General features: G+C 30.9%; 16 protein-coding genes and 1 tRNA gene. 5 read left to right on the forward strand and 12 right to left on the reverse strand.

Annotated elements, in window-relative coordinates; all coding sequences use genetic code 11:
• Nucleotides 1-130: 130 nt before the first annotated feature.
• The 8 genes from ABNT65_RS16575 to ABNT65_RS16610 form a co-directional block, all read right to left on the reverse strand.
• Nucleotides 131-565 (reverse strand): hypothetical protein, encoded by a 435-nt coding sequence (locus ABNT65_RS16575; protein ID WP_348746362.1) that lies wholly within the window; start codon nt 563-565, stop codon nt 131-133.
• Complete coding sequence (locus tag ABNT65_RS16580; protein WP_348746363.1) at nt 555-1109, reverse strand: hypothetical protein; 555 nt, start codon at nt 1107-1109, stop codon at nt 555-557. The genes ABNT65_RS16575 and ABNT65_RS16580 overlap by 11 nt, the downstream gene beginning before the upstream one ends.
• Nucleotides 1099-1698, reverse strand: a complete 600-nt coding sequence (locus tag ABNT65_RS16585) for a hypothetical protein (protein WP_348746364.1) — start codon at nt 1696-1698, stop codon at nt 1099-1101. The genes ABNT65_RS16580 and ABNT65_RS16585 overlap by 11 nt, the downstream gene beginning before the upstream one ends.
• Nucleotides 1688-1909 carry a hypothetical protein gene (locus ABNT65_RS16590; RefSeq protein WP_348746365.1) on the reverse strand — a complete coding sequence of 74 codons (222 nt, stop codon included), beginning with the start codon at nt 1907-1909 and terminating at the stop codon, nt 1688-1690. The genes ABNT65_RS16585 and ABNT65_RS16590 overlap by 11 nt, the downstream gene beginning before the upstream one ends.
• Before the next feature lie 89 nt (nt 1910-1998).
• On the reverse strand, nt 1999-2196 hold the full coding sequence (locus ABNT65_RS16595; RefSeq protein ID WP_348746366.1) for a hypothetical protein: 198 nt from the start codon (nt 2194-2196) through the stop codon (nt 1999-2001).
• A 28-nt stretch (nt 2197-2224) separates the two neighbouring features.
• On the reverse strand, nt 2225-3019 hold the full coding sequence (locus ABNT65_RS16600; RefSeq protein ID WP_348746367.1) for a DNA adenine methylase: 795 nt from the start codon (nt 3017-3019) through the stop codon (nt 2225-2227).
• A 24-nt stretch (nt 3020-3043) separates the two neighbouring features.
• Nucleotides 3044-3511 (reverse strand): JAB domain-containing protein, encoded by a 468-nt coding sequence (locus ABNT65_RS16605; RefSeq protein WP_348746368.1) that lies wholly within the window; start codon nt 3509-3511, stop codon nt 3044-3046.
• Between the two features lie 103 nt (nt 3512-3614).
• The gene (locus ABNT65_RS16610) at nt 3615-4787 is read right to left on the reverse strand and encodes a type IV secretory system conjugative DNA transfer family protein (protein WP_348746369.1); all 1173 of its coding nucleotides are present in this window, start codon (nt 4785-4787) and stop codon (nt 3615-3617) included.
• Nucleotides 4788-4917: 130 nt separating this feature from the next.
• Here ABNT65_RS16610 and ABNT65_RS16615 point away from each other — a divergent pair, with 130 nt between their 5' ends.
• The 3 genes from ABNT65_RS16615 (at nt 4918) to ABNT65_RS16625 (ending at nt 7173) form a co-directional block, all read left to right on the forward strand.
• Nucleotides 4918-5856 (forward strand): site-specific integrase, encoded by a 939-nt coding sequence (locus ABNT65_RS16615; RefSeq protein ID WP_348746370.1) that lies wholly within the window; start codon nt 4918-4920, stop codon nt 5854-5856.
• Between the two features lie 314 nt (nt 5857-6170).
• A tRNA-Thr gene (locus ABNT65_RS16620) sits at nt 6171-6244 on the forward strand.
• A 41-nt stretch (nt 6245-6285) separates the two neighbouring features.
• Nucleotides 6286-7173, forward strand: coding sequence for a tyrosine-type recombinase/integrase (locus ABNT65_RS16625; RefSeq protein WP_348746371.1), 888 nt, complete (start codon nt 6286-6288; stop codon nt 7171-7173).
• 176 nt (nt 7174-7349) lie between these two features.
• On the opposite strand, the gene ABNT65_RS16630 is transcribed toward ABNT65_RS16625, so the two are convergent.
• Both ABNT65_RS16630 and ABNT65_RS16635 read right to left on the reverse strand, forming a co-directional pair.
• Entirely contained in the window at nt 7350-8225 is an 876-nt protein-coding gene (locus tag ABNT65_RS16630; RefSeq protein ID WP_348746372.1) for a hypothetical protein, read from the reverse strand.
• Complete coding sequence (locus ABNT65_RS16635; protein WP_348746373.1) at nt 8225-9625, reverse strand: DUF3696 domain-containing protein; 1401 nt, start codon at nt 9623-9625, stop codon at nt 8225-8227. The genes ABNT65_RS16630 and ABNT65_RS16635 overlap by 1 nt, the downstream gene beginning before the upstream one ends.
• Before the next feature lie 319 nt (nt 9626-9944).
• Between ABNT65_RS16635 and ABNT65_RS16640 the strand changes: the two genes are divergently transcribed.
• Both ABNT65_RS16640 and ABNT65_RS16645 read left to right on the forward strand, forming a co-directional pair.
• A complete protein-coding gene (locus ABNT65_RS16640) occupies nt 9945-10298 on the forward strand; it encodes a helix-turn-helix transcriptional regulator (protein ID WP_348746374.1) in 354 nt (117 codons plus the stop codon).
• The gene (locus tag ABNT65_RS16645) at nt 10282-10794 is read left to right on the forward strand and encodes a hypothetical protein (RefSeq protein ID WP_348746375.1); all 513 of its coding nucleotides are present in this window, start codon (nt 10282-10284) and stop codon (nt 10792-10794) included. Before ABNT65_RS16640 ends, ABNT65_RS16645 begins: the two co-directional genes overlap by 17 nt.
• A gap of 101 nt (nt 10795-10895) precedes the next feature.
• Here ABNT65_RS16645 and ABNT65_RS16650 read toward each other — a convergent pair whose 3' ends face one another.
• Nucleotides 10896-13244: an endonuclease gene (locus ABNT65_RS16650; RefSeq protein ID WP_348746376.1), complete on the reverse strand. Its 2349-nt coding sequence runs from the start codon at nt 13242-13244 to the stop codon at nt 10896-10898.
• Nucleotides 13245-13511: 267 nt separating this feature from the next.
• Nucleotides 13512-14519 (reverse strand): hypothetical protein, encoded by a 1008-nt coding sequence (locus ABNT65_RS16655; protein WP_348746377.1) that lies wholly within the window; start codon nt 14517-14519, stop codon nt 13512-13514.
• Between the last annotated feature and the right edge of the window lie 241 nt (nt 14520-14760).

Here is a 14760-nt window from a genome sequence, read left to right on the forward strand (position 1 = left end):
AAAACCCTCTGTTGCCTCATTTTGGCATTTAGACCGAATAAAAGTTTTAATTGAGCAAGTTTAGTATATATAAATACCCAATAACTAGCAAGAGTTAAAAAAACACCCTTTCAGGTGTTTTCATATTCAGTTATTTCAACCAAATCTCTTTAGCTTTTTCAAGACCACAGAAATGGTTATGTTCGTTACGCTCTCTTAAAGCCAATTCATAGCGGATAAGCTTTTCAAGAGGTATCTTCATTTTGATAATATACATTAGGGTTTCTCCGTCAGTAGCTGAGAATAATCCGCAAATTTCCTCCCAAGGCATTACAGGTTCTACATCAGTTCGTATTTCTTGGATATCGTCATAAGAAAGATTACTGTAATAATCTGGAAGAATATCTAAAAAAGTACGTCCCATTTCTTTTGCTGTTGCTTCTTCGCATACCGCAAAGCAATCATCTCTACCATACAGAACCCCTGAGATAATCTTGGCTACTCGGTATTTGAAATTCATCCAAGTAGCGTGATAAATCGCATTTTGTTTGGATTTGAAAAGATCCAAATAGTTATCATTTTTCATTTTTTAAAGGTTGTTTTGGTGTAGATTTCTCTACTGGTTTCTTTTGTATACTACCATTTAAAGAGATGATATCATCTCGTGAACTTTTAGGGTCTTTACCTTTCGTTCTGATTAATTTTTGAGAATTAAAGAGCGAACGACATTTGATGTTAAACTCAGTGTAATTAACTACGTTTTCCTTATTCTTTTCTTTCTTTACATAGGCATTGTACAAAGCGTCATTGGTTAGCTTGGTATCCTTAGCTTGAAGAATAATATCAAAGGCAATGGTAGCTACAGGATTCAATCCTGTACTGGTTTCAGTAGAATCAAAACCTAGTTCTTCAATCTTTTTTACTTGCTCCACGTTGGCATATTTAAGCATTACAGAAATATCTCTGCGATGGTCTTTTAAACGATCAGCAATGGCACGTTTGCTTTCTTTGATTTCATCAATTTTAGCTTCTGTTTCTTCAAGTAATTTTTGGTCGGTTTGGATGTTCTGAATAAGAACATCAACTATTGAATTATTCATGGTATGTAATTTTAAAATGTTAGGTATCAATTTTCCAAAGAGGTAGTACTTTTAAATCTCCCTCTGTGAAGTTTTCTTGTTCAATACATCGCTGTATTTCTTCTTGAGCTTCTTCCTCTGTATCAAAAAAATAACTCGGTTCTGTGGTTACGACATATTTATCTTCATCTCTGACGTCTGTTGTAAAAATGGCAAACACACGCCGTGTCTTTCCATGTCTGTAGAGTATGGAATAGTAATTACTGACGTCATATGCATCCCAAGATTCAACGGGTTTGCTTTTCAAGTAATGAGACCAGAGGTTAAAATGATCAAAGAACTCATGTACTTCTTCCTGTGAAAGTGTTGGGGTTCTAATAGTATCTGCTTTCCATTTTTCAATGACATACGCAAGTACATTGGCATCATCACTAAGTGATGTTAGTAACTCAGCATCTGTTTTTTCTGTGAGTATACTTTTGTCATAATTAGTATGAAGCCATAGCACCATATCAACGAGTTCTTTTCTTGAAAATAGATTCAGAAATTCAGGATTAACAGTATCTTCCTCTACACTTTCAATATTTACCATTAAGGTTTCTAAAAAATAGAGAATCCGTTTACGCTCTTTAATCGTCATCAGTTTCATCTTTAGGTTCACAATGGTTTTCGATGGTAGCGAGTAGATGAACATAATCTCCATTTTCAGCTTCGGTGAGTACGGTGTTAATTTCATCATCTGTCCAACCCTCAAGTTTGGCTTGTCTTTTAAATATGCCAAGAATCATATAGGCATTTCCATTTACGCCAACCAAATTCAGGTTGACGGTTTTGTCAATGAGTTTTTTCATAAGTATTAAATTTTAGTGGCAAATTACCACAGGTGAATATTTGTTTTTGTTACATCAGACAGTTAGCTGTCAGATATACACTGTAATATTTAGTTTGGTCTACAGTTTTCTTTAATCATATTAAAGAGGTGGTCATCATCTCCATTAAGAGCAATGCGAATGAAGTTATCAATCTCTTGTTCACTCCACCCTTGTCCTCTTGCGTGATAACAAAAATGAGCGAGCATGGTACTATCTTCTTCTCCCTTGAGAAAATTCGGATCGAAAGTAATAGGTGTAAATTTCATAGGTAATTATTTAAATGTTTAGACATTGTTATATCGGATAATTAGCGGTTAAAACTTCCACCTTTCGTTTTCTCTTTACTCCCTTAGTTGCTTTACTTGCCGAAAGTGGTTTTTCAAAAGATTTACTATACCAACCGTGTGTATTGATATACTTGGTTAAAATTTCACTTGGATAAGAACTGAGGAGGAATTTACCTTTGACCTTGGATAAGGTGTCTAATAGGTTGATGTAGTCTTGTTCAGAGTATCCGCCATAATGTCCTTGATTGCTATTGATATATGGCGGATCAACATAATGAAATGCTGAGTCTTCTGTATCTCGGCTTTGAATTACTTTTAAAGCGTCGTTGTTTTCAATCTGTGTATGCTCTAATCGTTTTGCTATTTCGGTATTAAAAATGAGTTTCTTGTTACGAAATGCTTTTACCCGTTTTCCATATTTATCATATCCCCATGAGGACGAAATTTTACAAGCAAACCCCATACAGGTGGCAATATAAAATGCCCATGCTTGTTGTAACCGATCAAATAAATGAGGCATTCGGTAAATACTCCAAGCAACAGAATGTGTGGCTCGTGAAAAAAGTGTTGCCTCAATTTTTGCTTTGAGATTTTCAAAATCTGTTTTTACTACTTCATAAAAAGTAATAGCCAAACTGTTGGTGTCATTAATAACTTCAGATTCTGATGGTTTCTTAGCAAAGAAAACAGCTCCGCCTCCAAAAAAGGGTTCAACATAGATTTTATGTTCAGGAATCAGCGGTAAAATTTCTTTAAGCATATTTAGTTTTCCACCGTAATAGGTAATGGGTGTCTTAGGCATAGCAATGAGAACGTAGATTAAGATTTATAACAATCCTCCGTCTTGAAACGAATAATAGGATTCTGAGGTAATGATTAAATGATCGATAAGTTTAATAGAAAAAATACTGGCTGTCTCTTCGATTTGTCCTGTTAAAGCTTTGTCTTCGAGAGAGCTTTTTAGTTTTCCCGAGGGATGATTGTGGCAAAGTATAATTCCAGAAGCATTTGAAATCAGTGCTAACTGGAAAATCTCGCGAATACTTACTGATACATGGTTGGTTGTTCCTGAACCTAATTCAGCAAAACCTAACGCATGTCCACTGCCAGTCATGAGTACGATCCAAAAGAACTCTTTTAAATCGATTCTTTGGGTATTAATGTGTCTGCGTATATATTCTTCTGCTTCTTTAGAATTGGTAATATGAACAAGTTTTTCAATCGGTGGACGTTTGTAATGTAATTCAACAGTGTGAATTGGGGCTGATAAGATTTTAGTTGTTTTTGATTTCATAATGTATTTAATTAAGGATTATTTGAAATCAGTGTATATCAACTCTAAAAATAGATCAGGACACCACAATACCCACCACAGGCATAACCAAAAAGTTATTACTCTATAAAACTTTTATATACGGAACAGTAGTAGCTGAAAAAGGTTTACTGGGCTTTCCTGATATCATTAGTTTTAAATAGACATCGTAATTCTCAAGATTAGTAAAATCTGATGCTTGGAACTCAGGATAAAATTCTTGAGCAAGATATTTAGCGTCTTGCTGTCCTGTTCTAAAAGCTATTAATGTTCCTACATTGCCAAGAACAGCATTTTTAATATCTATATCTAATTGGAAGAGATACTGATTTGCTAGTGTTACTGATACTTTAAACTTTCTTAATTCACTTAAAAAATTAGAGATACTCGGTGAAGTATAATTCTGAAATTCATCTAAAAATACATGGAAAGGAACTCTTTTTTCTTCTTCCGTATCAATCCTTGTGAAAGTAGCATTTGCCAAGGAAGTGATAAGGATAGAACCTATAAGATGTGAAGCATCTGAACCTATCTTCCCTTTTGAAATATCAATCAAAAGTATTTTTGAACTATCCATACATTTGCGTAATGAAATATCTTTAGGATTTTCAATAAGAAATCTTCTAACACTTGCATGAGCTAAAAATGCACCAACCTTGTTAAGAATAGGAACAATATCATTCTTCGAATATTTCGGAAATTCTTCTTTCCAAAATCTTAAAACTTCTTTATTTTCTATATTCTTTACACAATCGTTCCTAAATGAAATATTGTGAATGATTTTAGGAATATCAGCTAAACTGGCTTTAGGTTGTGAAATAAGGGTTAATATAACATAGCGTAAAATATGCTCTAATTTTACTCCCCAGGCTCCTTTCCATAATTTTTTAAAAGCATCTAATAAACCTCCAACTACTAATGATTTTTTTTCTTCGCTAACTTTTCGAAGTGGATTATACCGATACACTAAAAAAGGGTCTGAAATATCAAGATGTATAACATCTTTTATTCTTTCTGGAGGTATACAATTAAGAATGTTGCTAAGTAAATCACCATGTACATCAAAAACAGCACAACCTCGGTTATGTATGATGTCTTGTAATATAAGAGTTGTTAGTAAATTAGTCTTCCCTGTTCCTGTTTTTCCAAGGATATACATGTGCATTAAACGGTCTTTTTGAAAAATACCAAAAAGTTTTCCGTCATTACGGAAATTGGTTTTTGCAAAGTAACTAACATAAGGATTCCAAAAATTCATACACCTAGTATGATCTTTTTGATAAATGTTTTTAGAGGTCACTTATACCAACACAAATTCATGTGTATAGGTACATGTATAGCTCTTTGGTATCCTGATTTTATTTCTATCCAGTGTACCGTCACAGTATATGAAAAATAAAAAATTAGATGATTTATTTAATGAATATATCCAAATATGCGAGTATACGCTCAGACGTAGACCTGCAACCATTAAAAGTTATAAAAATTCATACAAACACCTTATCAGCCTTGTGCCTGATATTGTTTACCCACATCATTTATCAGAAACTAAGATAAATATGTTTTTTAAGTCATTACAAACAAGAAAAAGAATTGTTGGAAAAGATACCGTAAAAGTAGGAGTTAAAGCAACGACCATAGCCTCATACTGGAATAAACTCAATCCCTTTTTTGTTTGGTTGGAAGCTAATAAACATATAGAAAAAAGTCCTTTAGCTAATATTTCAAAGCCAAAAGAAATATATGAAAACAAACCTGCTATCAAAAAAAGTGATGTTGAGAAATTATACTCAAGCATCACATTACATTCTCAAAGTACCTTTTTACTTCGGAGAGATACTGCAATCATTAGCACATTATTTTTTACTGGTGTTCGAAAAACAGAACTTCTCTCTCTGCAAGTTAGAGATATTGATTTAGAGAGTAGTGTAATTACCATAAGAGGCAAAACATCAAAATCTAAGAGGACAAGGAGAATCCCTATCAATCCAATTTTAAAAATGCATTTAAAAGATTATCTCAAAGAAAGAAAAGGATATACATCGGAAGCCCTTTTTGTATCTAATAATAAAGACAGTAAACTCACTGAGCATGGGATTAAACACTGGGTAAAACGCATGAAAAAAATATCAGGAGTTAACTTTCATCTTCATCAATTACGACACACATTTGCTTGTAACTTGGCTAAAAATAATATTAGCCTACCCAATCTACAAAAACTTATGGGACATACCGATTTACGTATGACTGAAAGGTATTTACGCTCATTAGATGTAGAACACTTAGTAGATGACATCCTTAAATTAAATATTGATGATTCATATTAGCTCATATATACTACAAAGTATCCAGAAAAACATTTATTAATTAAATATAATTATTTCATTGTTTTTTAATAGAACGTCGTAAAAGATTGGCGGGAGAGGGTCGTGAGATATGCGCTCTACAATACCCCAAAATCACGCTAAGAGCCTTATAAAATAACAAAATATGGAGATTTAACCCAGAGCATCTAAATGGTAATTCTTTGGGCAAGTTCCATTTTCTGGATTAGCTTATGATATAAGGCTGATTTTATTTTTTTAGCGTTTTCCCGACCTCTCCATTCATAACGAGGGGCTGGGTTTTACGAAATTATACCGCCACCATAGCTCAGTTGGTCAGAGCGTCGGCATGGTAAGTCGGAGGTCTTGGGTTCAATTCCCAATGGTGGCTCTATTAAAAAGTAGTGTAGATAATTAACACATTACTTTATTATGGACATACATATTTTAGCAGAACAATTCTGTGATTATTCATTATACATCAAAGGGTATTCAAAAGAGACGATTCGTAGCTATCGCACGGCAATTAAATTCTTTTGTAAATCATTAAATATTACAAACGTTGAAGAAATTAATGAACAGAACACTCGACAGTTTTTTATTAATGGACGTATTGAAAGAAATTGGCAACCAAGAACCTTTTTAACTTATCACAAGTCCTTAATTGTATTCTTCCGCTTTTGCGTTACCAAGGACTATTTACCAAGGAACTATATTGAAGAGATTGAAACTCCTAAAATTGAAAAATCCCTCCCTAAAAAAATCGCAAAAGAAGACGCCTTAAAACTGCTCGATGTTGCACTTAATTACCCGTATAATTTTGACTTTTTGCGTTATAGAAACCACGCAATTTTTGCTACCTTTCTTTATGCTGGTTTACGCAAGAGTGAGCTTTTTAAATTAAAACTAAGTGACGTAGATATTGAAAACCTCACTATATTTATACGAAGTGGTAAAGGAGGTAAAGACAGAATTATTCCAATTAGCCATACTTTAGCTTTAAGTTTAAGACGTTATTTAAAAGAGCGGAAAAAACTTAAAAAAACTTGTCCCGAATTTTTTGTTTCTTCTAATAGGAACAAAGGATATACTGACGGTGGATTGAAAAGATTAGTCCGTCAATTAAAAGATGCAACAAAAATAGATTTTACCATTCATCGTCTTAGACACACTTTTGCTACTCTTATGATTGAGGGAGGTTGTGACATCTATTCCCTTTCAAAAATGATGGGACATAGTGATATTACTACAACAACTATTTACCTTTCTACAACTGCCGAGCATTTAAGAGGTCAGATGTTTAAGCACCCCTTAAACTAAAACATTCTTTTTAAAGTAAAATTACACTTGACATATAAATTGTACCTTTTAAGCAAGCACATAGATTAGTATTGACGTATAGTCACCCGTTCCCTTTTTTCAAAAAGAACTTATTAAGTATCGAAAGGCTCTTAGTAAACAAGTTAAAAATTTAGATGTAGAGGTCAAAGAAATATTCAACTTTTAGTATGAAGAGTAGAAGTGAAATAATTACATGTATTCTCTTTTATTTTACTAATTGAATCACTTGAGTATTCTATCGTGAAAGTCCAAGTGTTTCTTGACAAAATATTATAAGGGTCTTCATCGATAGTGATTAAAACCTTATTGAATATAATCATTCTCTGATGAATCAAGTTTGGGTCATTTGTATTATAGATTTTATACCTCTTTAATTTATCTCTTATCGACTTAACTCCAATTAAATCAATATTTTTTGTGTAATAGTCAAATATGGGAGATTTTTCAATTAGACCATCATAGATTTGATGATCTAAATTTCTGTATCTATCAATGATAATTACTTTATTAATTTCATTGTATAGTGAATAAACATGATTAAGTACAGGAATTACACTTGAATTTTCTTCAAAATCTAAATAACTAATTTTGCAGTATTGACTTGTAAGTAACTTTGAAAAAATATAATTTTTATTACACCTAACAATATTATTTAAATTTAGAATTCTATTGTTTTCTTCTAAATTCTCTTTTTTTTCTGAGACACCAATTAATACATTTTCACTTTCATATTGGTTTAATTGCCTAAACACTATTTCTTTTTCTAATATATCTAGGTTTAACCCAGCATTTATACTACCATTATCTATACTATCAATTAATTTTTTTATATATTGATTACAAGAGTCCTTTAAATAATGGTCTTCATCAATAATAGACTCAATAGTGTTTATAAAGTCTTTATTAAACACAATAATGTTTTCAGGAGATTCAAATATATTTTGTCTTATTAATTCTGTATTTGATTTTCTGAATTTATTTCTTGTCTCTAGATATTTTAAAAAAACATCAACTTCGGGGGTAAAAATCATTATAATAATTCTTTAGCAAGTAAATAAGATGAATCAAAAAATCCAGAAGGTAAATTTTTAGACAACCTCCCGTCTTCTAATATTTTATGATTTGATATTTGACTACCTTCTTCTTTTCTTTTGAAATAATGTATTGATACATCTTTATGAGTTAAACCATATTCTTTATTTTTTACTAATAATTGAAGCTTTCTTATAATATGCTCTGAATGTGTTTCAATAATAAATCTACATTCTCCTCCATATTTAATGATTGTTTCAATAAACTTAGCTTGTAATTGGGGGTGTAGATGAACTTCTGGTTGTTCTATGATTATTAAATTTCCTCTTCCAATAATACCATTCATAATAATTTTAAATATTATGGGTAACTGTAAAGACAATCCATAACCTACATCCATAATATTACTCCAAAAATTTCTTATTTTGGCTTTTACTTCTACTACTGGAATATTATTAGAAGCTTCTTCAAGTTTAATTTCATTTGCAATTCCTAGAAAATTAATTGCATCATTTAATCTTTTTAAAAGTTGAACTTTGGTTTCTGGAGTTATTATTTCTTCATCATTTAATAAATTTACCATTGATTCTAAACTATCATCTCTTATTGTATTGGGATCGTCAATAATAAAATATCTTTTAGGGCTAGAATGAATAGGATTTATATAAGTAATTCTATCCAATATGACCTCTAAATAATTTTGACTTATTAATAAAAAAGAAATAGGTAGAAACTTTATAAAAATCTCTTTATCATTAAGATTGCTTTCTTGTTTTTTTATAACTTCTAATAAAGAATCAGACTTTAAATATTTATAAAAAGATTCTTTTTCGAATTCAATAGAAGAATATTCTGTTACTTTTCCTTTTTCATTAAATAATAAATTACAAGAATCTGTTTTAAAAGTAACATTTTCATTAACAAATGACTCTAAAGTAATTTCTCCTATATACTCATTATAAATAGTTGTAACCACACCTGAATGATGTTTTATATTTGAATCAAATTCAAATTTTAATTTAACTACATTGTCAATAGTAAAATTTATAAAATCTTTCACCTCTTGATCGTATTGAATTATATAATTTTCAAAAAAATCATTTATAAACTCTACATAAAACTCATGATAATTATCAAATTCAAATTCAAAAACAATTTTTTCATCTACTTTGTTAAATGATATTAAATCTTTAAAGTTTCCAAAATCAAAATACTCGCCTTTTAAAGCTAAATTGAATGAAGTACGGTTTTTATACCCCATCATACCTTGTTTTAATAAAAGAAAGAGTTTAATAATACTACTTTTCCCTGCACTATTTTCTCCAATCAAAATATTTATTTGAGAGAAATCAAAAGAATCACTTATTATAGATTTATAATTCTCAACACGTAATTTCATATTCTTGGGTAGTTCAATATTTATACCTTACGAAAGTAAAGAATTTTCAAGTTTATTCCTATACTCATCTATTTAACACTCAAAATAAGTTACACTGATTAAATTTAAGTGTCTGATAATTAAATTATTTTTGAAGTTTATAAAGATGCCTAGCGAACCATTTAGTATTGAGTTTGTTGTTGAATATTGTACGCACCACGAAAAAATTATCCATTTGGGTAATTTTATGAATACAGTGTGCATAATAGAATCGAAAAATATACTTCGTTACAATGCAAAGTGCCAGTGGAGCTTAATCCCACTGGCACTTTAATTTAATATGACACATTCAAAAAAACTACTTAAAAATTTACGCACAGAATCTCCTCTTGATCAAAAAGACATGGCAAGGCTTCTTGATATGAAGCCAAGTAATCTTGTCCGTTATGAACATGGACACAGAAATCCTACGCCTGAATTACAACTTGTATATCATATGCTTTTCGATGTTTCATTAAGAGATCTTTTTGCTTCTATATATAAAGAAACGGTTGATGTATTAATGATTAGAATAAAAAACCTTATAGCAGATTTAGAAATGGAAGAATCACCTAAAAGCAAGCATAAAGTATCTTTTCTAAAAGAAATTGTCAATAAAATAATCACTGATTCATCGTATGAGTCAACAACCTAACAAAAGAAAAACAAGGGTTATAGTAGCATTTTTTGTACACTCAAGAGGTTTTTCAATAGCTGTTTTTGAAGACGCATTAACCGTCCTGAATGCTTATAATGTGGTAATTCATAAATACCCTATTAAAAACAAAGTTCTTTTAAAAAAAATAAAGGAAAAGATAGATTTCTATTTACCTGAAATTGTTATTCTTGAAAACTCAAAAGGTTATGGTTCTCGAAAATCTAAAAGAGTTCAAAAAGTAATAAAACTTATAGAAAACCATGCCTTATTAAATAATCTTAATGTGCATAAATACTCACGTAATGATATTCGATTTGTATTTAATTCTTTTCATGCACATTCTAAATATGAAATAGCTAAAGTGATAAGTGAAAATTTAAAACAATTACCTGTTGAATTACCACAAAGAAGACTTTCTCATCAGCCAGAACACTATTCAATGGCTATTTTTGATGCAATTTCGTTGGGTATAACGCATTATTATAAAAACTAATATTTCCCTTTCATTACTCAATAAATTGGAGCTTATATATCTTAAGTAATTACAATTTTATAATCAAAAACTGCCCGAGACTAACGGGCAGTTTTTAACCTTTATTTTTTTAGAAATTTCTTACTCATTAATTCATCACCGTCATTTACCTCAATAACATAAAGACCAGTTTTTAAATCATCTAATTCAGTAGGATTAATATTAACTATTCCTGTTTTCACCGTTTGTCCAATCATATTCACTATTTTGTATGAAACATCAGGTGCGTCATTAATACTAATATTTAATTCATTAGAAGTAACAGGATTAGGATAAACAACAAAATCTTCCTCTAAATCATTAAGATTATTATTAGTATCTAAACTATATAAATACTCAATAGAAGTAGTAACATTAGATGAAACTATATTAGCTTTAGCACTCCTTGAAAAGCTACCAGATACACCACGGATAGTAACATTATCTATATAAACTTGATCTGCATTAGACGAAGCATCGCATTGAAACCTGAAACTACCTGAATTTACAAAATTGTAATTATTCCTATTTAACGTCACGGTAGCAGAGTAGAAATTATTATTATCAAAATCACTACCCGAAACAAAAGATTCTACTGTATCCCAACCTGAGCCATCGTTATATCGTACCCAAAAGTCCTCGCCATTTTCCATACTGTAAGCATAAAAGTTAAAAGTTACCTCAACAGAATCATAAGAACTAATATTAACTGAATTTAAAGTCATAGATGAAGCTGTACTTGAGTTATCTCTAATTCTAATAGAGTAGCTTCCCTCATACGAGCGAGACCCTGAATAACGTGCACAATCTCCACCTCCGTCAGACCAACTATCCCAACCAGACTCAAAACTAGCCTGATTCAAAACAACGGTATCAGCAGAACTTCCACCACCACTTAAAGTACCTAAACCACTAAATGTATTTACATCAAATACATTCCATTCAGAAATGGTATAGGTAATATTAGGGCTAGTAGTATTTCTTTGTAAGGTAACATTAGCACCAAAAGTATTTGAAGAATTAAATACACCTATAATATCAATTAGCACATTGTTTTTAAACAAACCAATAGCATCATTACCATTAAAAGTAACAATACCATTACCAGTAGTAACATCAGCTACATTTAATATAGCTGAAGAAGCAGAACTATGTGCTATTACAAAAACATCGCCATTATTCAGTGAGCCATTTAAATTATAGGTACTTGACCAGCCACCTGAACCATTAGTCTGTTTCTTGATAGAGTAGCCAGATAAATTGATAGAGCTACCACTTGTATTTGCAATTTCTATAGCCTTATTATATGAAGACCCCTCTATGTACTCAGAAAAGAAAAGCTCTTGAGATGAACCACCTCCAAGAGTTGTAACCGATACCGTCGAGCTTGCATTCGAAACATTACCTGCTATATCTTTTGCAATAACTTTAAAAGTATAAGTAGTATTAGAACTCAAACTCGTAACCGTAAAAGTTGTAGAACCTGTAGAACCAATTTTAGTATTTCCCCTGTACACGTCATATCCAACAACTCCTACATTATCGCTAGAAGTAGACCAAGTTAAAGTAGCAGAAGTACTACCTACATTAGAAACAATTAAGCCTTGAGGTACACTTGGAGCTTGTGTATCATTACCTGAACCAATACCAAATCGATCTTCCGCTTGTGGACCTCCCCAAATTTGAGTAGCAAAAGCAGGATTGTCTACAAAAGGATTTCTATTTCCTTGAATACCTGAAAGTATATTATTACGTCTATCTTCAAATTGATTTACAGGGTCTTCAACATTCCACTGTAAAAACAAATTAATCATATTACTATCAGAAGAAACAGATGTTCCAGTACCAACATTTTTAGGTAAACATCGACTTCCATAACGTAAATACATATACATCATCATTCTAGCAACATCTCCTTTCCATTCATCTCCAGGATAAAAATCACCTGAAGACTGTATACCTGAATTTCCATTTCCGTTTCCAAACTTTCTATTATTTCTTGTTGAGTTCATCTGAGAATCGCAAGGACGTAAACTGTGAGCATCAGACCCAGGTCCTGAAGTACCTAAATTAGGATTCCCTAAAGATTTGGGGTATACATGTTCGCGATTCCAAGTACCAACAGTACCGCCATTATCATTTTTATCTCTAGTTCTATCAGTCTTAAAAACTCCGTCATTATCATTATATCCATAAATTAGTAAAACCTTATTACTATTGTTCGGATCTAAATCAGATTGTTTCAAAGCATTCCACACTTCAGGTGTATAACTTAAAAAGTTTGTGTGGGTGGCAATTATTTTAGTTGCTAGTTCATTTTTTAATGAATTACCTGTTTGAGATAGGTTTACATCATTATAATATGTTGGGATTTGTGCATATATAAATATGCTCACAAATAAACATAGTAAGGTTAGTAGTTTTCTTGTCATAAAGTAGTAAATTATTATTGTTAAAAATCAGTAACAAAAATAGATTCACTGACTAAATGAGAATTAATATAGGTATTAACTTAGTCTTTCTTTAATGTTAACTTTATATATAACATTACAATATATAGCACTCGAAGTACGGTTAAACATCATATAATTCACTATTTATCATAAAAGAGAGCGATATTGTTGTTGACTTAAGAGAATAAATTTATTCGAAATAATAGACAACACAAATAAAAAAAGGACAGACCCAAACTGTCCTTTTTATTGATTAGCATGCCTAATATTCCATTTACTTGTAGCCGTAATTTCTAACTCATTATTTGCATCTACTATTTCTGATAAGTATGTGATTGCTTCTATCCTATTATCAATCATAGTTTGTCTATAATTGCTAACCAACGGTGCTTCAAAGAAGAAATCTTGAAGTTCTTCCGCTATTTCCATTGCGTAAATAAACATATTTCCTTGATTAATCGTGAAACCACTGTTTCTCGAGTCAAGTGAATTATTACAATAGTGAGTTAAAACCATCAATAAATTTGTTATTCTGAGGGCAGGGTGTGGATGTGTAGATTCTCTCAAATAAAATTCACAAGAGTTACCTGGAAAAGAAATTAAATAAAGAAATATAGATATTGAAAATAAAACGACCAAACCTTCCAACTGTTCTTGAGAAAAATTCTCACCAAAAAGACGATCACAATATTGGAATATATGAGTCCCCAAACATAAGGCACTAAATGTATCTGCGTCTATTTCCAGCAAATGTCTATTAAAATCATAATTTACATTACCATTAGGATTCTCTCTTAACGTATCTAATAATAAATCAGAATTCTGAATTAGATGCCCCATTTCATGATAAAAAGTAAAATGACAACAAGCTTGATATAATAATCTATTAATCGGTATATCAAGATAGGGTGACAATATTCTGAACAAATTAATATCTGTTTCTTCAACCAATGCACTATTGGTTTTTAATCGATCAATTAACCAATTAATAGTACCCATGTTAATTGAAACTAAGTAGACATCATTTAACGTTTTTGTTGCAGCTGCATTAAGAGAGAAGTCATTCTTGAAAAATAAATAAGCTGGTTCAATACCAAAATCATTATTGTGCAATAATGCCTCTTGATAAAATGAAAAAATATTTAGATACTCTTCAAGGTTAGGAGAAAATTCAGGGTTAAATATCTCAGCCTCTGAAACTCCAATTTCTTGAACTAATTGATTTATGTGTTCTGTATAATTTTGAATTGTCATATTGAAAAGTCTAACTACTGATTTTTTGTTTTTAAGGTCGATTTTATTCTTTCAACAATTAGCTTCTCCTTGCTTTCATTTATCTTTTTAATTCTTATCTCTTCAGAGTCATTGTGCGTAAAACGAATAAAAATTGAATTATTGTTATTAGCCCTATCAATTACCTGGAAGTAATCCTTACCCATTCTATGAAGTTCGATAAAACTATCATTACTTGATTGATTATTCATTGTATAATTAT

This window comes from Tenacibaculum sp. 190524A02b (genome assembly GCF_964036645.1).
GTDB classification, from domain to species: Bacteria; Bacteroidota; Bacteroidia; order Flavobacteriales; family Flavobacteriaceae; genus Polaribacter; species Polaribacter vairaonense.

Excerpts from the sequence above, each read along its gene's own strand:
- ABNT65_RS16575 (WP_348746362.1), bottom strand. The coding sequence starts at position 565 with ATGAAAAATGATAACTATTTGGATCTTTTCAAATCCAAACAAAATGCG.
- ABNT65_RS16635 (WP_348746373.1), bottom strand. The coding sequence starts at position 9,625 with ATGAAATTACGTGTTGAGAATTATAAATCTATAATAAGTGATTCTTTT.
- ABNT65_RS16630 (WP_348746372.1), bottom strand. The coding sequence starts at position 8,225 with ATGATTTTTACCCCCGAAGTTGATGTTTTTTTAAAATATCTAGAGACA.
- ABNT65_RS16585 (WP_348746364.1), bottom strand. The coding sequence starts at position 1,698 with ATGACGATTAAAGAGCGTAAACGGATTCTCTATTTTTTAGAAACCTTA.
- ABNT65_RS16655 (WP_348746377.1), bottom strand. The coding sequence starts at position 14,519 with ATGACAATTCAAAATTATACAGAACACATAAATCAATTAGTTCAAGAA.
- ABNT65_RS16615 (WP_348746370.1), top strand. The coding sequence starts at position 4,918 with ATGAAAAATAAAAAATTAGATGATTTATTTAATGAATATATCCAAATA.
- ABNT65_RS16605 (WP_348746368.1), bottom strand. The coding sequence starts at position 3,511 with ATGAAATCAAAAACAACTAAAATCTTATCAGCCCCAATTCACACTGTT.
- ABNT65_RS16595 (WP_348746366.1), bottom strand. The coding sequence starts at position 2,196 with ATGAAATTTACACCTATTACTTTCGATCCGAATTTTCTCAAGGGAGAA.
- ABNT65_RS16650 (WP_348746376.1), bottom strand. The coding sequence starts at position 13,244 with ATGACAAGAAAACTACTAACCTTACTATGTTTATTTGTGAGCATATTT.
- ABNT65_RS16640 (WP_348746374.1), top strand. The coding sequence starts at position 9,945 with ATGACACATTCAAAAAAACTACTTAAAAATTTACGCACAGAATCTCCT.
- ABNT65_RS16625 (WP_348746371.1), top strand. The coding sequence starts at position 6,286 with ATGGACATACATATTTTAGCAGAACAATTCTGTGATTATTCATTATAC.
- ABNT65_RS16610 (WP_348746369.1), bottom strand. The coding sequence starts at position 4,787 with ATGAATTTTTGGAATCCTTATGTTAGTTACTTTGCAAAAACCAATTTC.
- ABNT65_RS16645 (WP_348746375.1), top strand. The coding sequence starts at position 10,282 with ATGAGTCAACAACCTAACAAAAGAAAAACAAGGGTTATAGTAGCATTT.
- ABNT65_RS16600 (WP_348746367.1), bottom strand. The coding sequence starts at position 3,019 with ATGCCTAAGACACCCATTACCTATTACGGTGGAAAACTAAATATGCTT.
- ABNT65_RS16590 (WP_348746365.1), bottom strand. The coding sequence starts at position 1,909 with ATGAAAAAACTCATTGACAAAACCGTCAACCTGAATTTGGTTGGCGTA.